This is a genomic window from Mucilaginibacter sp. NFX135 (assembly GCF_048565145.1).
In the GTDB taxonomy this organism is placed as follows: Bacteria; Bacteroidota; Bacteroidia; order Sphingobacteriales; family Sphingobacteriaceae; genus Mucilaginibacter.
The window spans coordinates 1,937,306-1,963,291 of record NZ_CP183412.1 but is presented as its reverse complement, the minus strand read 5'-3'; the positions used below and the strand labels follow the sequence as shown (position 1 = coordinate 1,963,291).

At 41.6% G+C, this 25,986-nt stretch carries 14 protein-coding genes; 5 read left to right on the top strand and 9 right to left on the bottom strand.

The window, feature by feature from the left end; translation table 11 throughout:
• Nucleotides 1-8: 8 nt before the first annotated feature.
• The 8 genes from ACNURT_RS08500 to bglX form a co-directional block, all read right to left on the bottom strand.
• Nucleotides 9-1,319 (bottom strand): flavin monoamine oxidase family protein, encoded by a 1,311-nt coding sequence (locus tag ACNURT_RS08500; protein WP_419701366.1) that lies wholly within the window; start codon nt 1,317-1,319, stop codon nt 9-11.
• Nucleotides 1,320-1,682: 363 nt separating this feature from the next.
• Complete coding sequence (locus tag ACNURT_RS08495) at nt 1,683-3,260, bottom strand: FG-GAP-like repeat-containing protein (RefSeq protein WP_419701365.1); 1,578 nt, start codon at nt 3,258-3,260, stop codon at nt 1,683-1,685.
• A 47-nt stretch (nt 3,261-3,307) separates the two neighbouring features.
• Nucleotides 3,308-4,861, bottom strand: a complete 1,554-nt coding sequence (locus ACNURT_RS08490; protein WP_419701364.1) for an FG-GAP repeat domain-containing protein — start codon at nt 4,859-4,861, stop codon at nt 3,308-3,310.
• Between the two features lie 15 nt (nt 4,862-4,876).
• Nucleotides 4,877-6,196, bottom strand: a complete 1,320-nt coding sequence (locus ACNURT_RS08485; protein ID WP_370998682.1) for a vanadium-dependent haloperoxidase — start codon at nt 6,194-6,196, stop codon at nt 4,877-4,879.
• Nucleotides 6,197-6,202: 6 nt separating this feature from the next.
• Nucleotides 6,203-9,823, bottom strand: a complete 3,621-nt coding sequence (locus ACNURT_RS08480) for a VCBS repeat-containing protein (RefSeq protein WP_419701363.1) — start codon at nt 9,821-9,823, stop codon at nt 6,203-6,205.
• 84 nt (nt 9,824-9,907) lie between these two features.
• A complete protein-coding gene (locus tag ACNURT_RS08475) occupies nt 9,908-11,728 on the bottom strand; it encodes a RagB/SusD family nutrient uptake outer membrane protein (RefSeq protein ID WP_419701362.1) in 1,821 nt (606 codons plus the stop codon).
• A gap of 28 nt (nt 11,729-11,756) precedes the next feature.
• Nucleotides 11,757-15,041 carry a SusC/RagA family TonB-linked outer membrane protein gene (locus ACNURT_RS08470; protein WP_370998685.1) on the bottom strand — a complete coding sequence of 1,095 codons (3,285 nt, stop codon included), beginning with the start codon at nt 15,039-15,041 and terminating at the stop codon, nt 11,757-11,759.
• Between the two features lie 860 nt (nt 15,042-15,901).
• On the bottom strand, nt 15,902-18,214 hold the full coding sequence (bglX, locus tag ACNURT_RS08465) for a beta-glucosidase BglX (RefSeq protein WP_419701361.1): 2,313 nt from the start codon (nt 18,212-18,214) through the stop codon (nt 15,902-15,904).
• A 199-nt stretch (nt 18,215-18,413) separates the two neighbouring features.
• On the opposite strand from bglX, the gene ACNURT_RS08460 reads away from it, so the two are divergent.
• The gene (locus ACNURT_RS08460; RefSeq protein ID WP_419701360.1) at nt 18,414-19,175 is read left to right on the top strand and encodes an NUDIX hydrolase; all 762 of its coding nucleotides are present in this window, start codon (nt 18,414-18,416) and stop codon (nt 19,173-19,175) included.
• Nucleotides 19,176-19,249: 74 nt separating this feature from the next.
• On the opposite strand, the gene ACNURT_RS08455 is transcribed toward ACNURT_RS08460, so the two are convergent.
• Nucleotides 19,250-19,489, bottom strand: a complete 240-nt coding sequence (locus ACNURT_RS08455) for a hypothetical protein (RefSeq protein WP_419701359.1) — start codon at nt 19,487-19,489, stop codon at nt 19,250-19,252.
• Nucleotides 19,490-19,630: 141 nt separating this feature from the next.
• Here ACNURT_RS08455 and ACNURT_RS08450 point away from each other — a divergent pair, with 141 nt between their 5' ends.
• The 4 genes from ACNURT_RS08450 to ACNURT_RS08435 all read left to right on the top strand — a co-directional run bounded on the left by ACNURT_RS08450 (nt 19,631) and on the right by ACNURT_RS08435 (nt 25,805).
• Nucleotides 19,631-21,496, top strand: coding sequence for a M1 family metallopeptidase (locus tag ACNURT_RS08450; protein WP_419701358.1), 1,866 nt, complete (start codon nt 19,631-19,633; stop codon nt 21,494-21,496).
• Nucleotides 21,497-22,018: 522 nt separating this feature from the next.
• Nucleotides 22,019-23,077, top strand: coding sequence for a sterol desaturase family protein (locus ACNURT_RS08445; protein ID WP_419701357.1), 1,059 nt, complete (start codon nt 22,019-22,021; stop codon nt 23,075-23,077).
• A gap of 272 nt (nt 23,078-23,349) precedes the next feature.
• Nucleotides 23,350-23,694: a winged helix-turn-helix domain-containing protein gene (locus ACNURT_RS08440; protein WP_419701356.1), complete on the top strand. Its 345-nt coding sequence runs from the start codon at nt 23,350-23,352 to the stop codon at nt 23,692-23,694.
• A gap of 107 nt (nt 23,695-23,801) precedes the next feature.
• A complete protein-coding gene (locus tag ACNURT_RS08435) occupies nt 23,802-25,805 on the top strand; it encodes a TonB-dependent receptor plug domain-containing protein (RefSeq protein ID WP_419701355.1) in 2,004 nt (667 codons plus the stop codon).
• Nucleotides 25,806-25,986 lie beyond the last annotated feature (181 nt).

The following is a 25,986-nucleotide window of genomic DNA, read 5'->3' as shown; positions in this document are numbered from 1 at the left end:
GGTATCCTTCAGTGCACTTGTGATATTACCCCCGCTACGCCCTTTCCACTTGTTAGCGCTGCCTCCACCGTCCCCATGGCTGTGCCTTCGTAAAGGTATTCGCCGGCGAAGAACAGGGTATTATCAACCGGGGCATTCAGCGTATGGCGACAGGCAGATGCATTAACCGTATCATAAGCGTATGAGCCCCGCGTAAATGGTTTGGCTGTCCAGTTCATTACCTGCCAGGTTTTAAGTCGTTGCTGCAATTCGTCTACCCCCAACTTAAAAATATTGGCCAGCGATTGTAGGCTTTGCTGCAATATGTCCTCATCGGTCATGTCCTTTTTGGCTTCGGCATCTGGGCCGCCTATCCAACCGGTAAATACGCTGGAGCGTTCAGGAAACTGTGTCCACCAGGTGGGTATCTCTTCCTGCGAAAGCAGATAGCCTATATTGTCAAGACTCCGGCCAATACGTTCTTTGGTTTGTTCACTATACCAGAAAGGCTCGTCAAACTCCAATAATATTTTGATCACCGCGCCAAAACCCATCCGCTGTATAGCCTCTGCGTGCGCTTTAAGCGGCGGATGAAAAGTTATCGCGCCGGTTTGCCCTTCGCTTGCTTTTAAAACGCCAAGCGGTACAGCCAGTATCATCTGTTGGGCGTGGTAGGCTGTACCGTCAACCGTGATTACGCTCACCTTCCCGGGTTCCCAGTAAATGTCTTTTGCAATGCTATGCAACAATATTTCGCCATCATGAGCTTTGCATTCGGCAGCAAGGTAATTCATCAGGCTTACATACCCTCCTTCCACACGGTGCTGGGCGCTGTCATCCTCATGTTGCCACTCCTTGCGCAGGGCAAAGCAACTGGCCTTCTGCGGATCACCGGTATCATAACCCGATACAAATTGCCGTACCGAGGTCCGCATCCGGGCATACTTATCTCCGGGAAACCCCTTCTGCATAAATTCCTCGATACTGATATCCTGCTGCAAACTGTTCAATCTGTCGATGAGCAGGTCCCAATGTTCTATAAATGATTCATCTTCCAAAAATGCGCCATTGGCATACTGCACCATTTCTGCTGAAGCGGAACGGTATTTAATACCGGCTTCATTTAATAAACCGAGGGTAACCGGCAGGTCGCCATGTACAAACTCAGCCCCCAGCTCCATATATTTTCCTGTAATAGCATCATGTTTTGTATAGATCCTACCTCCTATACGGTTATCTGCTTCCAGTACGATTATTTTTTTACCGGTGATGGCCAGTTCGCGGGCAGCCATCAGACCTGCGGCGCCGGCGCCTATGATCAGTATATCAGCAGTGTTCATTCAATTATTTTACAGGCAAAGTTAGGCTTTGTATTGGTGATGGCAATACGTCGGTTTGGGTACTACTCTATTTGCTTTTGACCATAAATTTTCGTACTTTTATATCAATACAACGGCCCGGTTTGCTCTTTTTTATGAGCAAACCGGGCCGTTGTGCTAAGAGAAAACAAGGCCAAAACCGGCCATTTTCACGCTTTATTTGACAATCAATAAGTTAATACTTTTTAAAGTTTTAAAAACGCTCCAAAACGGGATCAAAATTTGTTAAAAAGTGTTAAAACCGATGGTTTTGGATCAATTTTCAAGCATTTTTAGCCCGGTTTTGGACAGAAAATTGTTAAAATTAAAGGTTTAAAAAGTTTTTTACTTATACTTTGGCATCATACTGCTTCCGGCATTATTGTGCAGCACGATAAAAGGCTGGTAAAGGTCCCAACTGGGTTCCACATCTTTTTGTACCATCAGTCCCTTCGTTCCAAATGAAAAATTCCCCAGGATGATATCCGGGTAACCATCATGGTCTATATCATTTACATCCATAGCTATCCAGCGGCCGTATTGGTTAATCGGTATAGCATGAACCTTAAACTTCCCTGAAGCGATTTGCTCATGATAGGTAAAACCTTCTTCGGGATGATACTTAAAATCAGGAAAAAAAGCGATCACCGCGATGTCGAGGTCGCCATCATGGTCAAAATCGGCGGCAATGGCTTTTGAGCAGCCATTGATATGGTAAAAATAGGTTTGCTTAAATTTCCAGTTACCCTGGTTGGTAAAAATATACACGCCATGGTAAGGTTTAAATACCGGCGAAAAATCGTTGTTATCGCCGCAGGTATATACAATATCCAGCAGGCCATCATGATTTATATCAATGAGTTGAAAACTACTGGAGCCATATACTGAGGGAAAACGCAATAAATTCTGACTGGTAAAACCACCTTTTTTATCATTCAGGAACATCCAGATCCCTTCGTCGGCCTGGGCAAACAGGCAGGCAATATCGGGCCAGCCATCATGGTTAAAATCACCGGTAAAAACCTGTGTAGCGCCGGGTAATGCCCGTAATATTTTCTTGCTGAATTTGCCCCCGGCCTGTTGTTGCATCACATACAAACCGCCACGATCGCGCCCGAAACCGCAGGATACGTAGTCGGTAAGTCCATCCCGGTTAAAATCAGCATAAGCACTTTTTACAGGTCTGGGTAAACTATCGGTAATTAGGGTTGAGTCGTTTTTGGCAGGCTTGTCAAGGTTGATATTGATCAGCTTTCCTTTCAGGGCATCATTAGGCGGCAGTATACCAATGCAGGTAATAACAGCCCCGTTGGGTTCGTTCTTTGATTTAAAAAAATTGATATCCGTAACCGGCGATTGAAACTTTTTGACCAAAGTAGGTTGTAGGTTGCTGTTCCATTTGTACAGGTTATTGCCTGCACCGCCTGTGTAAATGAAATCATCATTGGGATTGTAAGCAACCATGGTTGTCATAGCCTGCAATCCTTTGCGATCTGCGTTCTGTGGTTGCCTGAGACTAAATAAAGCCCAATCCTTTACTGCATTAGGCTTGGGTATGACCAGTTTTTTGGGAGAGGTGTTTTTATAATAAGCCAGTATCTTATACCAATCTTCCTTGGATATGCTGGTGTTTGCCGATACCAGGTAGTTACCCATAAAGCTTTTGAAACCAAATTTTGGGGCCATGGCGGGCATAACGCCTGTTTCCCAGGTTGCACTGTCTAATAGTGAGGGATCCGGAAGCTGGTGGCAACTTGCGCAATGCGTTGCGGCCAGCTTTTTCCCTTCGGCTAAGTATTTGTTATTACTTTGGGTGGTGGTATTGTTATTGTTCGAACAGCCGTTGGTTAGCAGCGTTAGGCATAGCATTATAGTTGGCAGTAAACACAACCTGTTTACCGGCATCCTGTAGTTTTTAGTCATGTACACATTTCCATTTGGCAAACACAAGCAGGGTGCAGCTTTTATACTTATTTTTTGATGTGATTTTCGAGCACTATCAAAGGTAACTTTTTATCCCATGTGGGTTTAAATCCTGGTATAAATAAAAATCCGCTCGAATAATTGCCCAATATAATGTCAGGCTTTCCGTCGTTATTCTGATCGGCTACTTCCATACACATCCAATGACCGTACTGGCTTACCGGAATGGCATGTGGTTTAAAATCAAAAGGTTTAACCTGTTCAAAATATATAAATTCTTCGGCAGGGATATTCTTCATATCGGCGAAGAAGGCTATGGTGGCAATGTCCAGGTCGCCGTCACCATCAAAATCCGTAGCTATGGCTTTAGTACAACCATTGATAGGATAAAACCAGCGCTGTTTAAAATTCCAGTCGCCGGTATTAGTATAGATATACAGGCCATGAAAGGGTTTTATCCGCCGGGAGTCGCGATAGTTATAGCCACAGGTATAGATCAGGTCTGGATTGCCATCATGATCCATATCAGCCAGCTGAAAGCCGGAGGATCCATATACAGGCGGAAAACGCAGCAGGTTTCTTTTAGTAAAGCCCCCGTTATGATCGTTTAAAAACTGCCATAGGCCTTCATCACCGCTACCGATGAGTATCATAACATCGGGCCAGCCATCTTTATTAAAATCGCCTGTAATGGCCTGAACAGCCCCAGGTTTATCATAAATTGTCTCCTGATCATAAGTGTGATCTGCATTCTGTTTCAACAGGAATACACCACCTTTCAGCTTGCCTGCCCCACAAATTACCATATCGGTAAGCCCATCCTTATTAAAATCGGCAAACGCGGTTTGCTGGGGCCGGGGTAAGTCCGACGCTACAAAGGTTTGATCGCTGTTTAGTTCTTTGGCATCCAGATTTACTTTTACAATTTTACCGTTGGGGAAATCGGCTGGCTCCAACCGGCCAACACAAGTAAAATAACCGGCATTGTTACCCGCCGTATCTTTTGTAAAATTCACACTGACCGCAGGTGACGGTAATGTACCCAGCGAATCTGGTTTTAAACTATTATCCCAGCTAAGTAGTTTATTGTTAGTAAAATCGGCGCTGTACAGTTTATGCGTGTAAGGATTTACCGCTACCATGGTGGTAAAGCTGTTATAATTTACAGGCTCTGGTTTTTTTAGCGTAAACCCTGCCCAATCACTGATCAATGGAGTGGGCTTTGGTGCAGAAACAACCGTATCAGGTGCGGCTTTTTTATAATAGGCAACCAAAGCAAGCCATTCCTGTAAGGATGCACCAGAAGTATCGGTCATATTCTGTTTAAAATAGGTTGACCCATAAATAGAAATATGCATAAAACTTGCCATATAAGGCAACACATGCCTTTCCCAAACATCTTTACTCAAGGCATTGGCGGGTACTAAAGCATGACATCTTGTACATTTTGCCTGGGCCAGGTTTTGCCCATCTACCAGTACATTACCCGTTAATTGATAAGGCTGTTTGGTTTTATTTTTGCAGCTGTTCATTAAAGTTATACCAGACAACACTGCAATAAACAACACCATATAAAATGTTACATAATAGCTTTTTCTCATAGAATTGTCTGCCAGCTATTTTTTAAGTTTTAGTTTTTTCCAGATGTATTCACCAACCTGACGGCCTTGCACCGCGCCCTGGTCAACACTGTAACGATAGTGTATGCCTCCATAAAAACGGCTGATTGAAGTTTCGTCAGAAGCTTTTAAAAACGAATCAAAATGGCGCTGCATACCAATATATCGCAAGTCGCTGGTATCCTGGTAAGCGAAGTTATCGCCAAAAATGTGGGTTAATATCACTGCCGATGCACCACTGATATCGCTATGCCCACTTGGGAATTCAGGGAACGGAGGCGTTTGCAGCATGGGTAACCAATTAGGATCGATTTTATCGTTAATAACAGTTACCGGTCTGATATAGTTAAGATCATATTTCACCTGCCAGCCACATATAAACGCGTCAAAAAGCGCTATGGATGTTAAAGCATAGGCTTGTGCTGTTTTCACCACATCGGCATGTGTTTGTTTACAGGCAATGGCGGTAATGCCTATCCAGTGCCCCCCGGGTGTAATTTTTTTATTGGCAAACATCACATGCCCGCTATGCTGAATTACGAAGGGATTATCATCCCAAAACTTGGCTATATCGATCTGTTCTTTAGTCAGATTTTTACTTTGCTGATATACCTCTACATTCTGTTTAAAATAGGCGCTGTTTTTATCCTCGCTAAATGGCGGAGGAGGCGGCAGCGGGAAATTGGTTGAGGTATCCACCGCAAAAGTGTGCATGGTGCCCCAGCAAAACTCTACCCCATCCAGGTAGTCTGGAGGAGTTGGGTGCCATTGGCCAGGGTTATCGTTGCCTAAAAAACGTGGTTTGCCGCGTGTTTGGGGGTAATTGTCAACAGAGGCCCGCTTTAATATGTATTTACCAATTTGCTCGCCAAATGCTATAGAACGCGCATAAGTGGAATCGTCAAGGTTGTCTTTGTAACTGGTAAATACCTTATTCTCATACTTTTTCAGTGTATCAACAGAAAAGGTAACCTTATGTGCTACCGTAAAAAATGCCTTTGTAGCGGCCAGGGTAAAATTGTACTTTTTATTCTTTTGCGGCTTAGGTGGTTCACCAAAACCTCTAAGCTGCGCGGTAATTGAGTTATAATCGGGGTTTTCATAACGTACAGCTTCATAAGCTGCAAGCGTAGTATAACCATAAATACGACTGGCTACCGGTGGGGTAAATACATCATATATGATTATTTGCGTTAACTGGTCAACGTTTTGATGTATTACATCGGCATCTTTCATTAACGCGGCTTTCTTTTTATCGCTGCAACTAAAAAGTAAAAAAATACCGGCTAAGACTGTTACTATTTTAAAGCACTTCATGTATGGTTAATTAAGCTGTATGTTTCTTTGGTGACCATTGCTATCAGTTATAGTCACCGATGCCATATTGTTCTCAATATTAAAAAATCTGCCAGACTGCGACAAGAAAGAACTACCGTTGTAAAACTCCAGCCTGCTCATTTTGCCATTTTTGTATTTAATAACCGCATACATATCCAATGGCTGCAGGGTAACCGTTTTAACCGGTCGTTTTAATTCAAATAGTTTCATCACATCACGGTTTTGGGTGGCGGCCAGCAAATAATTACCCCTTGCCCCTTTTAGCTTTACCAATGCTTTGCCATTACCTGGTATGTAAAGACCGCTTTGCTGTAATGTAAGCGGTTTAAAGCCGCCTTTGCCATCACCTTTGAGTATCAAACCATTAAAGGCATCATAACGGCCGGTGGTAACCTCTGTGCCAAAATCATTACCGCTGATGGCCACATCCAGGTTACTATCACCATCAAAATCATCAACCGTAATACCACATAGTTCAGACATTTGGGCTTCCAGTGGTAACGGTATAAGAGTAAACTTACCATTACCATCATTACGCAAGTAGCATGACTGCAGGTAATTTGCTTTTACCCTTATAGCGCCCTTCCGCATTTCGGGGGTTATCACCGAATCCATTGTCGCTACTGCTAAAGATCTGTAATTCTGATACCGGATACGCATACTGATCATTTGTTTTACAATATCATCGCGCCCATTAACCGGAAATTCTTTCATTTCTCCCTGCTGATCTTTCAGAAAAACGGATGGAAAAGCATCGTAACTGCCGTTATTATCAAAGTCTTTCGCGGTAATAAATATTGGATACTGATCGGTAGCCTTATAAAAAGTATTTAAGCCTGTATTACCTACTATATAATCAATATCACCATCATGATCAAAATCGCCGGCAGCAATGGTGTTCCACCAACCCAGTTTATTTTCAACCCCGGTATTATTGGTTACATTTTTGAAAGTGCCATGATCGTTTTTCAGGAAAGTGACAGGCATCCATTCCCCGGTAAGCATCAGATCGGGCCAGCCATCATTATTAAAGTCGGTAAAGGTGGCATCGCATACCAAACCAACGTTTTTTAATGCCTGGGCAACTGTTGCCGATACATCTGTAAATTTTATAGCGCCTTTTTTACTGTCGTTACGTAAAACAAAACTTGAAACAGGTTTGGGATAGTTCCAGGGATCAACACGACCGGATACAAAAAGATCAAGTTTGCCATCCCTGTTAAAATCAGCAGCTTTAACACATAATTTGCTGGTGAAGTTTTTTGGCAGCGCATCTGGCTGCAGTTTGAAATTTCCTTTACCATCGTTCAGATACACCCTGTCCTGATAATTTGCCGACCCGGGTTCACTTTCAAAACCTCCGCTGGCAATATATAAATCGGGGTGACCATCTCCATCGGCGTCAAAAAGCAGGATCCCTTCATCCCTAACCCTAACCTTTTGCGATAAAAAGTCGTTATGAGCCGAGATTGAATTGACAGTTAACGGCACATCCATTGTTCGCGGCAGCAGATCACGCTGTATAAATTTGCCATTGGCCTGCTGCAATAATACCTGGGCCGGATATTGGGTTGTGCCTCCAATCACCATATCGTCAAAACCATTGCCATCTACATCGCCAACTGCCACTGCGGGTGTGTATTCTGATAACTTATGAGGTATCAGCTTCTGGACGTTAAAATCTACATAGTCCTTATCCTGATGCTTGTAGGTGATACCCGCGGATGTAGTTACCTCTTTAAACAAAGATGATTTATTGATGACCGGATGGTTATAATTATAGTTCTCTTTAGCATCGGCAATGTTTACCTTCAATGTTTGATCGGCTTTTACATTTAACAATACCTGCTTTTTGCCATTATCCCATCTGATCACAACCGAATCGAGCCGGGTTATCTTACCCAAACCAAAATGAGCGATATTTTGTATGGTTGACAAATAACCCCGGTAAGGTATATTTTCATACACCTGCTGTTTACCATGATCATAATAAATATTGGCTTTGGCTCCTATACCACCCAGGTTTTGACTGCCGCCATGAAACTGTATGTGTAAATAGTGATTATTGCTTTTATCTTTTTCACGTGCGGTGTTTTTATAGATGAATGCCTCATCGTCAATGTTATTGATGATCATATCCATGGTGCCGTCATTATCAAGATCGGCATAGGCCGCTCCGTTTGAAAATGACGGTAGATCCAAACCCCAGCTTTTGGTTACATCTTCAAACTGTAAGCCATTAGTATTTTTAAATGCGTAATTAGGTATTTTAACAATGGGTATTTGATCAAGTACTTGTTTGGTTGATGCTACGGAATAGGCCTGCTGCCTGAATACAATAAAATCATGATCGGTTACATCACGTGGATAACCATTTGTTATCACCAAATCACGATAGCCATCGTTATCAAAATCTGTAAGCATGGGTCCCCAGCTCCAGTCTGTTTGTCCTACACCGCTAAGAAAGGCCGTTTCACTAAAAACAGGATCACCAATAGAGTCATTTTGTCCTAACCGTGATCCCTGATTGATTTGTAAGGTATTGCGTGTATATTGATACTGGTATTTATACCGGTCGAAGTTTTGAAATATCTGGTAATTATTTGGCGGCATGAACATCTTTTTCCGGTAATTATCTTCGGGATTCATGTCAACCTCAAACACATCGGGCAGCCCATCATTATTTACATCTTCAATATCCTGACCCATCGAACTGAAAGAAGTATGTTTAAAATATTCCTTCGTTTTATCGGTAAAGGTACCATCGTGATTATTGATGTATAATATGTTATTGGGTAAAAAGTCATTGGTTACGTAAATGTCTTTCCAGCCATCGTTATTAATATCGGCTATGCTTGCGGCATGTCCATAGCCTTCAATTGTGATACCCGCCTGTTTAGATACATTGGTAAATACACCGTGCTTTAATACCGGGTTCCAGTCGTTTCGATAAAGCCTGCCGGTACTGCGATGACTACCATCTGTTATAATTGGCCTGAAAGTGCTCTGGTTATCACTGGCTACGGCTTCATTAACGGTAAGATACATATCCAGGTCGCCATCATTATCATAATCAAAAAATGAGGCCATGGTGGAGTGTATATTAATATCCAGGCCGTACTCTTTGGCCATCTCTTTAAACCGGGGTATACCATCGGTACCAACTCCCTGGTTTACATATAAAAGGTTGGTTCTTTTAACAGAGTCATCCAATAAAGTATTGCATACATAGATATCGGGCAGCCCATCATTGTTTATATCCACAACAGCAACACCACGCCCCCAGCCGCCTTTGCCGCCTACCCCTGCTTTTACAGTAACATCCTCAAATTTCATATTATCTTTATTGAGGTATAAACGGTTAGGCACGGCATTACCTATAAAATAAATATCCGGGAGACCATCGTTGTTAAAATCGCCTATGCCTACACCGCCGCCATTATAAATATTAAGCATGGTGAGCGGGTTTATTTTCTCGTTTTCAACTATGGTATTACTAAAGGTGATCCCTGAATATGATGAGGGTATTTTTTCAAATAGAGTTGGCTTTTTACAGGCCATAAACGCACAAAGGAAAAGACATAAAAATGGGGCGCTGTACTTCATGAAATTTTACGATCAGGCTATAAAAAAGGTGGAGATAAATATCTCCACCTAAAATTACAATTATAAATTTATAACAGGTTTAAGTTAATAACCTTTATTTTGAACCAATACACCTTTACCGCCGGCTAACGATTTTGACAAGTCAATCTGCGACTGAGGGATAAAATAGTATTCATTTACCCCTTTGGTAAATTTAGCTCCCTGTAATTGTGAGTTAATTCTCACGTCATAAGTAAAAAATGCATTGATCTCGGCAGCCATGCTACCGTCGCCCGTAGCTGCACCGTTAGGCAGGGCAACAGAAGTGCCATCCCAGCGTTGTAAATCAAAGAAACGCATGCCTTCCATAGCCAGTTCAATTTTTCTTTCAAAACGGATAGCTTTACGGGCATAAGCTTTATCAGCAAAAGCACCTGCCGGATATGGGCTAACTTTATACTTATCAGCAGGCGTACCATTCACCGTATAGGTTGATGTCCCTGGTGCATAAGTTGAATTTTTATAAACCCAACCGGCTGGGTTGGCAGCTCTTGTTCTAACCTGGTTAACATCATCTAATGCAGTGGCTGGGTTTCCGCCTGTAGTAGCTTCAATTTCAGCTTCGGCTGCCATTAAAAGGATGTCTGAATAACGCATCAGGTTAATATTATTTGATGTTAACTGTACGTTGTTCCATACACCCGGAGTATTATCTGAGTTAGATCCTTTTTCAGATTGTGAATAAACATTCTTACGCGGATTAAACACACCATCTGTAGGGTCACGGATCCATCCCGGAGCTGGGTTGCCCCAATCAAGGAAAGGAATACCAGGACGGCCAACAGTGATATCTAAACGAGGGTCAACATTCCCGGTCCAGGGAGTGGCACCATTACTTACATCCTGGCCCACTGTATCAAAGGTGTCAAATAAAGGTAAACCATTGACATCGGTTTTAAATGAATTACCTAATGATTGTGAAGGGTTAAACCAACCGCAGCAACCGCCCGGGCCACCGTATGGAAAGTTCAGGTCATCACCTGCATTACCATTTTGACCGTTTGAGCCATCATTTACAGAGTTTTGAGCAGCAAATACTGACTCTGCACTGTTTTTTTGCGAGCCTTCCGGACTAAAGTTTGTCTGAAAAATTGGGTTTAACGCATATTTTTGGCCACGTGCTGTCACACCGCTTGAAATCAACTGGTGAAACAATGGTAACGCATCGTCATATTTATGCTCAAACATGTAGGTTTTTGCTAAATATGCCATGGCAGCCCAACTGTTCGCACGGCCTTTTTGCGGTTGAGTAGCAGGCAGATCCGCTATTGCTGCTTTAAAATCGGCTTCTATTTTTGGCCAGATTTCGGCAGTATTGGGCAAATTGTAATCGGTTGTTGTTTCATCCGCATAAGGTACCTGACCATACATTTTTCTCAATTCCAGATAATAAAAACCACGGAGGAACTTAGCTTCTGCTGCTATAGTTTTAGCATCAGAAGCAGCCAAATCCTTAGCCAGAGGAATAGTGCGCAACACGTCATTTGATCTGGCAACACCGTCAAACAGTAAAGTATATCTGTCTCTTACATAAACATTGGAGGTATTTGCTGTAAAATTACCTACAGGTAATGCATCCTGACCACCATCTGATGGTTGTGAACCTTTATAGGCGTCTCCTGCAGCTATACTACCGAACATCCAGTTTGAGCCGGAAGCGTTTGAACCACCTCCTATACCACCTACACCATCTAATAAGGAGTAAGCCCCAATTAAAATACCGTTTACACCCGCAGCATTTGAAATTTGGGCCGGTAGTAATTGCCCCTGTGGTGTTTGACTTAATAGATTCTTTTTACAACTATATGCTAAGCATAGCGCCACTAAAACCAGAGGTACTATGACTTTTAAATGTATTTTTTTCATAATTTCTTTTCGCTAAAAACATTAAACATTAAAACGTCGCCTGTACACCTATACTGTATCTCTTTTCGTTTGCCGGATAATTTCCGAAGTCGATACCAAAACTGGTGTTATCACCTGCAGTACTGTTGTTAAGAGCTGAATTCTGTAATTCAGGATCCAAACCAGTATACTTGGTAATTGTAAAAAGATTATTTCCTAATACGAACACCCGTACCTTGGATAAACCAATTTTTCTTAATGCTTCAGGAGATAGGGTGTAGCCAATTTGTAATGATTTTAACCTAAGGAACGAACCATTTTCAATATAAAATGAGTTAAACGCACCAGTGTTACCAATATTAGCGGCCCTGGTTAGAACCGGGATAGTGGCTTTACTGTTATCAGCACCCGCATGCCATGAATCAGTCAAGATGTTGGCACTTACGTTACCATCAAATACGGCCGGGAAGCTGGTCCAGTATTTAACATAGTTAGCTACTTTATTACCGTAAACACCGTAGAAGAAGGCGCTAAAATCAAACCCTTTATAGCTGGCGCCTAAGTTTAAGCCTCCTGTAAATTTAGGGTTTGGATTTCCAATAAATGTACGATCATCCTGGTTTACTTTTCCATCGCCATTAACATCTTTTAATTTGAATAAACCAGGTTTAGCACCGCTATATCCAGGAGAATTATCAACATCGGCCTGACTTTGATATAATCCTAATACCTGATAGCCAAAAAATTCCCCAACCGGTTGACCTGGCTGCAAGCGTACAAAATTTTGCAAACGGGTTGAGCCTGCACTATTAACATCAAGATAAGGCACACCTGAATTTAGCGACTTCACTAAATTACTGTAATGGCTAAAATTAAGCCCAACCGTAAATTTGAGCTGGTCAATATTACCATGATAATTTACACTGGCATCAAAACCTTTGTTTACTAAATTTCCAGCATTGATATAAGGAGGATTTGGAATACCGGCAGGGGCAGGTTTTTGTGATCTAAATAATAACCCTGAAGTTGTTTTTTTATAATACTCAAATGAAAAATCAATCGCATTATTCAGGATTGTTCCATCAATACCAATATTTAACTCTTTATCAGTTTCCCAGGTAGTTTGTTTATTACCTTTTTGTGTAAGTGAGTATCCTAAATTTGCGATGTTACCTGTACCATTAATATCATAATATTGTGTACCCGGCCCTGCTGTATATAGATCGTATGCATTATAAGGCTGCGTTGCCACTCCGCTCAGTGACCCTAATGAACCATAACCACCGCGTAATTTCAGATCATTTATCCAACTAACACCTTTCAGGAAATCTTCTTTTGAAATTCTCCAGCCTAAAGTTACTGAAGGGAAAGTTCCGTATCTGTAACCCGGAGCGAAATAAGACGAACCATCTCGTCTTATTGTGCTACTTAACAAATACTTATCATCAAATGCATAATCTAACCTTGCAAAATATGATTGGATAGTATTGGAGAAAAACACGTTATAATCCAGGAAATTATTGGTATTTGTTTGCCCGGAAGGCGAACCTGTATTTAATTGTATATAATCCGGATCGATTATATTGTAATTACCCCGGCCAGCCTGTACCTGACGGCCATAGTTATTGATCGACTCCTCTCCTAATAATACCTTTAAGCTATGTTTGCCAAATTGTTGGTTATAATTTAAAGTATTAGTCCAGGTGTAGCTGCTACGGTACCCTGAAATTTCCTGGTATGAATTTGCTCCTGTATTACCTTCAGCATTTTCATACGGTGTTGGGTTAAAATAACGATTATAATAGTTATCAACAGTACCGCCAAATTGTGTACGGGCAGTAAAATGCTTAGCTATGTCTACCTCTGCAAAAAGATTACCCTGTATTTGCCAGTCTTGGTTATTACCTCTCAACTTGCTATTGGCCAGGCTACGCTGAGCAATAGCAACAGGATTTGAAGAGTTACTTAACCCGGTTGATCTTGACCCTGCATAATTACCTTTAATATCATAAACCGGGATTATAGGTGGTTCACGATAAATATAAGAAACCAGGTTACCTTCATTCTGGTTAGCAGTACCCATTGTAGGGTTGTTCTTGTTAAACAAATAAGCATTTTCGCCTACACGTACGCGATCTCCAAGGTTAAAGTTGGTATTGATCCTTGTAGAGTAACGTTTTTCGTATGTACCAATCAATGTACCCTGTTGGTTTAAATAACCAACAGACATTAAATAGGTTGATTTATCATTACCTCCACTGGCTGTAATATTATGTATAGTGGTTGGAGCAGGTTTAAATACTTCATGAAACCAGTCGGTGCCTTGTTTATTAGCCATAGTTACCTGGTTACCTACGCCGGTTAAAGGGTTTAAGGTATAATCTGCCGCCGTAGTACCTGGATCACCTATTTTGGCACCTGCAGGAGAAATAAAGTCAGGAATAGTCCATGTACCTGTTCCCTGTGGATCAAATTGGGCGCTCGGATTGCCTTTCGGCCCACCACCTATTTTTCCATCATTTCTGTACGACTCAAACTCGGCCTCCATGTAGGTTTTGGTATCCGCCAGTTTAAAACCATCTTTTAGTGGTCTTGTGGTACCATAAAAACCGTCATAAGTAATGGTAGCCTTACCTGATTTACCTTTTTTTGTTGTAACAACAATTACACCATTTGAACCACGTACACCATAGATAGATGCCGAACCTGCATCTTTTAACACTTGTAAAGATTCGATATCGTTTACGTTGATATCATCTAATTTACCAGGCGTACCGTCAATAATAACTAATGGTGCTGTGCTAAAAATTGAGCCCACACCACGAATATTTACCGAGGTTGCAGCGCCCGGCTGACCAGAGTTGGTAACCGTTACGCCTGATGCCTGTCCTTGCAATAAAGAAGATGTATTACCTGCAGGTACCGATTTCATGGTGGCCACGTTAACAATAGCTACCGAACCGGTGATGTCTTTTTTACGTTGAGAGCCGTAACCGGTAACCACAACTTCGTTCAGTGAATTGCTGCCCGCTTGCAGCGTGATCCTGATATTAGCATCAGTACCCACTTTTACTTCGGTTGTTTGATAACCGATGTATGAAATTACCAGCGTATTGCCCGGGCTTAGGCTTAGCGTAAATTCGCCGTTAACGTCTGTTACAGAACCTGTAGTAGTACCTTTGATGCGTACCGACGCACCTACTACGGGTAGTTTATCGTCGCTGCCGATAACCTTACCCTTGTACTTTGTTTGTGCTGTAACTACCAACGAAGAAACCAGGCAGCATAACAGCACACCAAGGAATCTTCCTTTTAGGAGTAAACTTTTAAACATGAGATTGAGATTTAGTTGATTAATATATTTGATTTAAGATTGTAAGTCGATAAATGAAGTTTTAAGTTAATAATGGGACTATAAAATATTCTGGGATGAATTGCTGGCCGGAAACAGAAAACTTAGTAATGTGGCTTTTAAAATAGCGACAACTAAATTTTAAAGATTCGAAAAATAATGAGTGTAAAAGTTTTATCATATGATCTTCCCGTAATAAATTTTAAACTTATTCCCCGCTATCATCCACTTTTGCTCGCCCTTTTGGGTTGAGTTATTTAAGACTAAAATGTTATAATAATATTAGATTCAGTGTGATTTCTGATGCCTCAGAAATTTATATTGGCTATTCATCTAATGTAATGAGAGTGTATTGTTTACACAAGTGAAAAATACAGATTTGCAAATTAATTATTAGTAAATCATTATAGCAGTAAAACATGATGATTTGAGATACCTTTATTAACAAATCATCAATAAAATACTTATTTCTATAAAAATATAACAATGTAAAATTGTTGCTACTAACGATTCTATACCTCCAAAAATTGATGAAGAACAATAATTATTAATAGACGAGTATAAAAACTATATTTTTTTCGGCGCTGAGCCATCTGGTTTTTCACGCAATCGATTTCATTTTTAAGTGTTAAAAATATCCTTAAAATCGCTAATAATGTCATTATTACATTTATAAAAAATTATATATAACTGTTATACAAACATTTACAACTTTTTACAATTTTATATAATTGTCAATAAAACAATTATCAGCATTTAAAATCCTTATTCCATAAAACTACAAAGAGCGGAGATATTATAATATCTCCGCTCTTTGTAGTTCATTAAAAATGCTTAATTCATTACTTATTCCATTGTACTGAAGCATTGTGTGTATCACTGGAATTTGTACCTATCTGGATAACGAATTTACCCGCTTCCCAATCATATTTAAGCTGGCTGTTATAAAACTTAAGCTCATCTGGAGTAACCGTAAATGACACTTCTTTTTGTTCTCCTGGCTGCAGGCTTATCTTTTTAAAATCTTTCAATTCTTTTACCGACCGGCTAATGCTGGCTACAGGGTCGCTGATATAAAGCTGAACTACTTCTTCGCCTGCATATTTACCTGTATTAGTAACGGTAACGGTTGCTGTGAGGCTCTCATTACCCTTTAGTATTGTTTTGCTAAGTTTAACATCACTGTATCCAAAAGTGGTGTAGCTTAAACCATAACCAAAAGGATAAAGCGGGTCGTTTGAAATGTCAAGATAATTTGATTTGAATTTTGACGGGCCGCCGGTGTATGGTCTGCCCGTGTTTTTGTGGTTATAATAAATAGGTATCTGACCTACGCTGCGCGGAAAGGTAGCTGTGATTTTCCCGGCAGGGTTATAATCACCGAACAATACATCGGCTACCGCATTGCCCGCCTCGGTTCCCGGAGCCCAAACATCAAGTATGGCACTGGCGTGTTTATCCTCCCAGGTTAAAGTAAGAGGACGGCCATTAAATAATACAATAACCAACGGCTTACCCAGCTTAGCCAGTTCTTTCAGCATATTTTTTTGACTTTCGGGAATATCGATATCTGAGCGGCTTGATGATTCGCCCGACATACTTTGTGATTCACCAACCACAGCCACAATCACATCTGATTTTTTAGCGGCTTCAATTGCTTCTTTCAGCAATTCATCGGCAGGCTTAGGATCAACCGTTACCATTTGCTGGCCAAAAAAATTCAGTCGCTGAATAAATAAGCTATCTTCTGTAATGTTGGCTCCTTTAGCATAGTTAATTGTAACGCCATCACCTACTACATTTTTAATACCCTGCATCACACTGATTGATTTTTGCCAGTCGCCGGCAACTACCCAGGTACCCAACATATCTCGCTGGTTATTGGCCAGCGGGCCAACTAAGGCAATTGAACCTGTTTTTTTAAGGGGCAGAGTTTGATTACTATTTTTTAACAGTACAAATGAACGCCTGGTGATATTGCGTGCTTCCGTACGGTTTTCTGTTGTCAGCACATCTTTGGTTTCTCGGCTTGCATCAATTGATTTATAAGGATTGTCAAATAATCCTAATTTGTATTTGGCTTCCAGCACACGGCGGCAGGCCAGGTCAATTTCCTGCTGTGTTACTTTACCAGCGGTTAGTGACTTTTTCAGCGTGGTTAAAAAGCCTTCGCCTACCATATCCATATCCAGGCCGGCCTTAAGAGCCAGTGCCGATACGGTTTGCAGGTCGCCCAATCCATGCGCGGTCATTTCATTAACAGCGGTATAATCAGATACCACAAAACCTTTAAACCCCCATTGTTTACGCAATACATCGGTTAACAACCATTGGTTACCGGTAGCCGGCACTCCATCAACGGTATTAAATGAGCTCATAAAACTACCTGCGCCTGCATCAACTGCGGCCTTATAGGGCGGCAGGTAATCCTGGTACATTTTTATACGGCTCATATCAACAGTATTGTATTCACGACCAGCTTCGGCGCCGCCGTATAAGGCAAAGTGTTTTACACAGGCCATCACCGCATCAGCATTTTTCATGCTGCTACCCTGGTAGCCCTGTACCATAGCCTTAGCCACCTGCGAACCATACCACGGATCCTCACCCGAGCCCTCTGAGATACGGCCCCAGCGCGGATCACGCGCGATATCAACCATGGGTGAATATACCCAATTTAAACCTTCGGCAGTAGCCTCCTTAGCTGCTATTTGCGCCGAACGCTTAATCAAGCCCATATCCCAGGTAGCCGAAAGCCCTAATGGAATAGGGAAAATGGTACGGTGCCCGTGAATCACATCCAATCCAAAAATAAGCGGGATATGAAGCCTGGTGCTTTTTACCGCCAGGTCCTGGATCTGTTTTACCTGATCGGCGCCCCATATACCAAACACCCCGCCAATTGCGCCATTTTTTATCTTTTCTTCAACACCTTTATTTACTACCGAACCTGTAGTTGCCGCGCCTATAGTTACCAGATTAAGCTGCCCAATTTTTTCATCAAGGGTCATCTTACTCATCAAACCGGTAACATAAGTATTCATTTTGGCATCTTCGGTTTTGGTTTGGGCAGATGCTTTATAAAAGGCGATCAATGCCACAAAACAAAGCGGAATAACCTTATTGGTGATTCGGGCTGAAAAACACTTTTTCATTTTTTTAATTTAGATATAAGAGAATTGATAAACAAATATCAACAAAATAAAAGCCATTGTAACTGAATACTAATTGCTTATTTCAATAAAAAGTTACAGATAAAAATTGGTTGCAATAAAACAAAAACAATGGTGTATAAAGTACACAATTGTAATTATTATAATTAAATAATCAAACTTTATTTGTACAATAGCACAAATGTTAACTAAAGAACAACTTTTTGAATATAGCGAAGACGCGCGTAAAAATTATCTCGGTAATATTTCTATCGATTGCGTTGTTTTTGGTTTTCATGAAGGGCAAATGAAGGTATTACTGCTGCAACCCCATGATGAAACTAAGTGGTTATTGCCTGGTGGTTTTGTGCAAAAACAAGAACCTATTGAAATGGCCGCAAATCGTATATTGAAAGAACGTACCGGTCTTGATAAAATATTTTTGCAACAGTTTCACGTTTTTGGCGATCCTGATCGCGCAAAATTCCATCACGACCTGTACAGAGATACCCTACCCGATGAGCAAAACTGGTTTGCCAACCGTTTTTTATCGATTGGTTATTATGCCCTGGTTGATTTTTTTGGTGTGGTGCCACAAGCCGATGAGTTTTCTGAACTTTGTACCTGGCGTGATCTGGACGATATGCCTGCACTTCTGCTTGATCACGAACTTATATTTAAAACCGCCCTGGATACACTACGACTTCAGCTAAATTACCAGCCTATAGGTTATAACCTAATGCCTGGAGAGTTTACGATGCCCGAATTGCAAAAACTATATGAAACCATACTGGACAAAAAGTTGGACCGACGTAACTTTCAGCGCCGTATATTAGGTTTTGGCATTCTGAACCGGGCCGAGCAACCCCGCAAAGGAGGAGCCCATAAAGCTCCATACCTGTATTCTTTTGATCTGGAGAAATACCAAAATGCCTTAACCGAAGGCTTTAAAGGCGGATGGTAGTTTTAAGGTGAAGCCTTAAGCTTCTAAATTTTAAGTCAAAAAAACACTTGAGGCCTTGAACTCCGACTTGGGACTTAAGACTCAATTATATACTCCATTTTTACCTGTATATTTAAATCTTCGTGCATTTTGGCAAACTGGCGTGGGTTACGCGTAAAATCAGGATCGGTATCCATATACATATTAATAATTTTCACCTCCTCCGGATGTTTGTCCGTGCCTATATTATAGGTAAGGCCTTCGCCACTTTCCAGCTTTTGCTTTAGTTCCAGGTATTGCTTACCTGTTATCATAATCATTTTTTCTGCGGTCATTGGTTTGTTTATATAGAATATAAGGGTGGTATTGAGTTGTTAATCCTAAACATGCTAAAATCACTTATTTGCCTGATGTATATTGCTGCCTGTTGAGTTTATTATATTTACCTTCAAATATAACTGATATAATTTCGCTTAATGCTTAACCTCAAAAAATTACTCACGATAGCACTACTATCCGCCAGTACAATCTCTTATGCGCAGGTTAACCTGCCTATGGCTGCAAATCTGCAAAATACATATACCAAAGGTACGCGTACTAAAGCGGGCGCCCCCGGTAAAAATTACTGGCAAAATACCGCCGACTATCACATTAAAATAAGTTTTAATCCTCAAAATCGCAATCTTGCGGGTACAGTAACCATTGACTATACCAACAACAGTCCGGATACGCTTAACACGATATTATTTAAGCTTTACCCTAATTTATATAAAAAAGGCGCCATTCGTGATATGCCTGTATCTGCTAATGACCTGACCGATGGCGTACACATCAGATCAATCAGTGTTAATAATCAATTACAGGACAGTGCCAAACACCATATAGAAGGTACTAACATGACATTGGCTGTTCCTTTATCACCCGGGCAAAAAGCTCATTTTGATATCGAATACGCTTATACGCTCAATCAAACATCGCACATACGTACCGGACAAATCGACACTGGTGCTTTCTTTATAGCTTATTTTTTCCCGAGGATAGCCGTTTATGATGATATTGACGGTTGGAACGAACTTCCTTATCTCGGTTCGCAGGAATTCTACAATGATTTTTGCCATTTCAACGCAGAGATCACCGTGCCTGGCAATTACCAGGTTTGGGCCACGGGGAACTTAAAGAACCCAGAACAGGTTTATAACCCCAAATACGTAAAACTGATCAACCAAGCCGGCATCAGCGATAAGGTAACCGATATTATTACCAAAGCCGATATTGAGGCCGCCGATATCACCAGGAACAACCCTACCAATACCTGGAAATTTGAGGCTGACAGCGTTACCGATCTTGTTTTTGCCACCAGCAACCATTACATCTGGAAGGCATCAAGTTTAGTGGTCGATCCCAAAACCAATCGCCGTACGTGCGTTGATGCCGTTTTTAATCCCGCGCATAAGGACTATCTGGAGGTAATCAATTATGCTCGTAAAACGGTAGAAACCATGAGCTACCAATTCCCTAAATGGCCGTATCCTTACCCACATGAAACCGTATTTGACGGGCTCGACCAGATGGAATACCCCATGATGGTGAACGATAACCCGCTCGAAAATACAACTGATGCCATTGAACTTACCGACCACGAAATATTTCATACCATGTTCCCTTTCTACATGGGCGTTAACGAAACTAAGTACGGCTGGATGGATGAAGGCTGGGCCACCATTGGCGAATGGCTCATCAGTCCGGTTATAGATCCCAGTATTGTGGACCCTTATGGCGTATCTACAACCGAGAACGCCGCCGGCATCGAGCAGGATGTACCTATCATGACCCTTACCCCGCAGCTTATTGGCGTGGCTAAATTTATTGACACCTACCCTAAACCTGCCCTGGGCTATTTATACGTAAAAGACATGCTGGGCGATGAGCTGTTTACCAAGGCATTACACTACTACATTAGCCAATGGCATGGTAAACACCCTATGCCTTATGACTTTTTCAACTGTATCAATACCGGCTCGGGCATCAACCTCAATTGGTTTTGGAAGAGCTGGTTTTTTGATAACGGGCAGCCCAACCTGGCTATTGGCAAGGTAAGCCATCAGTTGCAAAAATATAGTGTGACCATCAACAGTATTGGCAACAAGCCTGTACCCATAAACCTCACCGTATATTACAAAGATGGCAGCTCGCAATTGCTGCATCAAAGTATTGCCTGCTGGGCCAAAGGCAACAAAACTACCAATGTTACCTTCGTGGCCAAAAAACCGGTGAAGCAATTGGTGTTAGGCACAACTTATGATCCGGATACTGATAAGAAAGATAACATCTGGAAACCCTGATCAAAAAACTTTTTAAACTATAAATTTAACATTTTCCTGGCCAAAAAGAGGGCAAAAACAAATGAAAAACGTTTGAAAAACTCTCGTTTTAACACTTTTTAACAAATTTAAACACGGTTTTTGAGCTGTTTTTAAAACTTTAAAAAGTATTAATTTTCTGATTGTCAAATAAACTACATACCAAGCGACCAGTTTTTGGCCTTGCTTTGGTATTAACAAAACAGCCCGGTTTTCCTAAAAAAGGAACCGGGCTGTTGGTTGATATAAATATACGAAAAATTACAATAATGTCTGCTGGCATAGTTCTATAGCAATTACCATTCCCCTCTCAAAATACCTCTCCTCGTGCCACGTTCGGGATGACGATTACTTTTCGATCTTTAAAAGTCGGCCCATGAAATTTAGATTTTAACTTGCAGGGTAAATTTATTTTGCGGACTTTTATAAAAAATTTCTATGTACATACATAATTACATATTAATTACGTTTTACATTTATAAACCAAGCATAAAAACTTAACGGATGGACTTCTTAAACGCTGTATGGCATCAATTCACCGGCTTCTTTGGCTTTAATCATTTACTGCAGATCCTTAAATCGGGTGATTATGACAAACTGCTTACTTACGAGGGTTTTACCGCTTTGCTGGTTCCTGTTATGCCTTTTTTACTGGTGATCGAAATTATCCGCGCGGCGTTTTACAAGCGTTTTAAGGTGATCAGTTATAAGCTAACTTTTTTCTCGTATGTGTTCAACGCCTTTATTGGCCGGGTAATATCCATTGCCATGGTAGGTATTTGTATTGGCCTGTTTGAAAAGTACGCTATTTTTAAACTATCATTTACCTGGTACTGGTTTATTTATGGTTATATTGTGTGGGAATTCGGCCATTTTTTATATCATTATTTTGGGCACAAAGTAAGGCTGTTCTGGTGCCTGCACTCCACCCACCACGCGCCCGAAAGCATGAACCTTTCGGTAAGTTACGCCCACTTCTTTTTAGAAGGCCCCTATGCCGATTTCATCCGTACCACTACCTGTATCTTACTGGGCGTTCCGCCAGCCATGCTGTTTGTGATCATGTTTATTGATGGTTTTTGGGGTGGTATGATCCACATTGGCGAAAACCTGGTACATGATGGCCGCCTGGGATTTTTGAACAATATCATCCTTACCCCTTCGCACCACCGGGTACACCACGCCCGCAATCCACTTTATATGGATACCAATTTTTGCAACCTGCTCAACATCTGGGATAAGGTTTTTGGTACTTATCAGGTGGAAGACCGTAATATACCTATCGAATACGGGATCAGTCGCCCGATGATCAAAAACAGCTTTCTGGACGCTTATTTTGGTGAAATAGTGGCTCTTGCCAAGGATGTTTACAAAGCGCCGGGCATCAAGAACAAATTTCTGTATATAGTAATGCCTCCGGGATGGAGCCATACCGGCGACCATAAAATGACTACCGTTGTAAAAAAGAAATACTTTGAAGAGCTCCAGCAGCAACAACAAGCCAACCCTGTAAATGATACAGATAAGGCGGGTACCCAAAGCAACGAACCTGTGTTGTCATAAATAGGCTTGCCAGAATGCAAATCGAAATATTTTCAGCATCCAACTTGGGCTAAAGCCCTAATCCGCTATTATTCACCCGCCCCATAAATGGGATGGCAATGAATTTACATGTCCTGTTTATTCATTGCCGTTGGCTTTAGCCAACGGGTAACAAATAATATAAAACCAGGGCTTTAGCCAAACTGAGGGCATATGACAATCAGCAAAATACCACCGGTAATTTGCTCCTCGTTTGCCTTTTTATTAAAATAGCCTTACTTTCATTATTAATAATGAGTGATCCTATTTTTAAATTGAATGGCAGGGTTTGGATAGAGACCGGGGACGAAAAAATCCTCGGTCACGGGCGTGTGGAACTGCTGGGACGCATCCAGGCCTCCGGTTCCATCAGGCAGGCGGCCCTGCAAATGAAAATGTCATACAAACAAGCCTGGGATCTGGTAAACCACATGAATGAGCACTTTGGTCAACCGCTGGTGGTATCGCATCGCGGTGGTAAGGGCGGCGGCAAAGCGGTGGTAACGGAGTATGGTATAAGGGTTATCACCCAGTTTCATTTACTGCACCAAAAGCTACAGGAGTTTTTGAAAGAAAATTCAACAGACCTTATACTTTAACTGTTCGAAATTCTTACACAGATAATAAAATCTTTGATTTCACTTTCAAAAATCAGCTTAAATTGTCATTTTGCGTTATATTTTATTTTATATAACGCAAAATACACATGAAAAAACTTCTACCTTTCTTTATCACCGTTCTAATCTCCATTACTTCGTTTCATTTTACCGTAAATGCCCAGGATAAGGACACATCCAAACATGTTTTCCAGCTGGGGCAAGTTAATATCATCGGTACAAAAGATAGTTTACGATCTGATAAGTTGAGCTCGGGTACCATCAACCGGTATAATCGCTTAACTGTATCAAGCGCCTTAAACCTATTGCCCGGGGTAACACTTACCGCTGTAGGTCCCCGGAATGAATCGGCGGTGAGCATTCGTGGGTTCGATGTACGTTCGGTTCCCATTTACCTGGATGGCGTGCCTTTGTATGTGCCTTATGATGGTTATGTAGATCTGGCACGTTTCAATACCTTTAACTTATCAGAAATACAGGTTGCCAAGGGCTACTCTTCCGTTTTATACGGTCCAAATGCCGAGGGCGGCGCTATTAATCTTATCAGCCGTAAACCGGTAAAACCATTTGAGCTGAGTGCCATTTCCGGCTGGTTAAGCGGCGGCTACCGGTTAAATACCAATATAGGCTCTAACCTGGGCAAGGTTTATTATGAAATTTCGGCTTCACAGTTAAAACGCAACTGGTACCCGCTGTCGCATGATTTTGCGCCTACCAAGAACGAGGATGGCGGACACCGCGATAATTCCTATAATAATGACATAGCCGTAAGCGGCAAAGTTGGCTTTACCCCAACCGCTAACCAAGAATATGCCGTAGGTTACAGCTATCAGCATGGTAGCAAAGGCACACCTGTTTACGCCGGCAACGATGCTGCAAATGCCTTGTTTAAAAGTCCGCGGTTTTGGAAATGGCCCAACTGGGATACACAAAGCCTTTATCTCATCAGCAATAACCGCATCAATAGCACCAACGTAATTAAAACCCGCTGGTACTATGATCAGTTTAAAAACAACCTGCAAAGTTTTGACAACGCTTCCTATAACAGCATGACCAAACCCTATGCCTTCACCAGCATTTATAATGACTATACCCTGGGCAGCAGCATCATGTTTGAAAACACCGACTTGAAAAATAACAGCTTTAGCGTAGCTGGTCATTTTAAACAGGATGTGCACCGCGAACACAATATAGGTGAACCCGTTCGTCGCGATGCGGATAATAACTTCACCGTTGGTGCCGAGGATACTTATCATTTAACATCGGCCTTAAAAGCCAATGCCGGTGTAAGCTATATGAACAGGCACAGCATCGATGCACAGCAATACACCAACAACGTGGTAAGCCAGCTGCCAGCCAACAGCAACAGCGCCTGGAACCTGCAAGGTTTGTTACAGTATGATATCGACAGTACCAACGCCATTATGCTTTCGGTAGCGCGCAAAACCCGTTTCGCTACCATTAAAGACAGGTACTCTTACAAATTCGGCACGTTTATCCCGAACCCTGATCTGAAAGCCGAGAACGCTTTAAATTATGATCTGAGCTATCATACCCTACTTATGGGTAAATTATCGGTACAGGCATCATTGTTTTACAGCAAAATCGGCAACCTGATACAAACGGTAAACAATGTGCAGGTTGATCCCAAAACAGGCACTAATTTGTCGCAAGTACAAAACGTGGGTCGCGCGGAATATTATGGCGCCGAACTGGCCATTGGTTATCCTATTGCCGACGAGCTGCGGATAGACGCCAATTACACTTACCTTAAACGCAAGAACCTCTCGAGCCCATCCATTTACCTAACCGATGTACCTCAAAACAAGGTATTTGGTTCGATACAGTATACGCCGATCAAAAAGCTGTACGTGATGGCATCGGAAGAGTATAATTCCAAAAGGTACAGTACCAGCTATGGCACGGTATCCGGCGAATTTGCCCTTACCAATGTAAAAGCACATTTAACACTGGTTAAAGGATTTTCGATCGAGGGCGGCGTAAACAACCTGTTTGATAAGAACTATACCCTGGTTGAAGGTTTCCCGGAAGCCGGGCGTAACTATTTTGCTAATGTGATATTTAGTTATTGATATATTTTCAGATCCTCTTTAGAGAGTAATAGCCCATGAAAAGACATAAGGCGAAAATTAGGCACCTATCGACTCACCCCGACATCGCTGCGCTCGTCACCCCTCTCTCCGCTTCGCGCATAGAGGGGATTTTTAATTCTTTTTTTCTTTACCCTCTTTGCGGCAAAGCCGCAGAGAGGGT

Coding starts and splice junctions, on each gene's coding strand:
- ACNURT_RS08500 (WP_419701366.1), bottom strand. CDS start 1,319: ATGAACACTGCTGATATACTGATCATAGGCGCCGGCGCCGCAGGTCTG.
- ACNURT_RS08480 (WP_419701363.1), bottom strand. CDS start 9,823: ATGAAGTACAGCGCCCCATTTTTATGTCTTTTCCTTTGTGCGTTTATG.
- ACNURT_RS08490 (WP_419701364.1), bottom strand. CDS start 4,861: ATGAGAAAAAGCTATTATGTAACATTTTATATGGTGTTGTTTATTGCA.
- ACNURT_RS08475 (WP_419701362.1), bottom strand. CDS start 11,728: ATGAAAAAAATACATTTAAAAGTCATAGTACCTCTGGTTTTAGTGGCG.
- ACNURT_RS08470 (WP_370998685.1), bottom strand. CDS start 15,041: ATGTTTAAAAGTTTACTCCTAAAAGGAAGATTCCTTGGTGTGCTGTTA.
- ACNURT_RS08455 (WP_419701359.1), bottom strand. CDS start 19,489: ATGACCGCAGAAAAAATGATTATGATAACAGGTAAGCAATACCTGGAA.
- ACNURT_RS08440 (WP_419701356.1), top strand. CDS start 23,350: ATGAGTGATCCTATTTTTAAATTGAATGGCAGGGTTTGGATAGAGACC.
- ACNURT_RS08450 (WP_419701358.1), top strand. CDS start 19,631: ATGCTTAACCTCAAAAAATTACTCACGATAGCACTACTATCCGCCAGT.
- ACNURT_RS08445 (WP_419701357.1), top strand. CDS start 22,019: ATGGACTTCTTAAACGCTGTATGGCATCAATTCACCGGCTTCTTTGGC.
- bglX (WP_419701361.1), bottom strand. CDS start 18,214: ATGAAAAAGTGTTTTTCAGCCCGAATCACCAATAAGGTTATTCCGCTT.
- ACNURT_RS08460 (WP_419701360.1), top strand. CDS start 18,414: ATGTTAACTAAAGAACAACTTTTTGAATATAGCGAAGACGCGCGTAAA.
- ACNURT_RS08485 (WP_370998682.1), bottom strand. CDS start 6,196: ATGAAGTGCTTTAAAATAGTAACAGTCTTAGCCGGTATTTTTTTACTT.
- ACNURT_RS08495 (WP_419701365.1), bottom strand. CDS start 3,260: ATGACTAAAAACTACAGGATGCCGGTAAACAGGTTGTGTTTACTGCCA.
- ACNURT_RS08435 (WP_419701355.1), top strand. CDS start 23,802: ATGAAAAAACTTCTACCTTTCTTTATCACCGTTCTAATCTCCATTACT.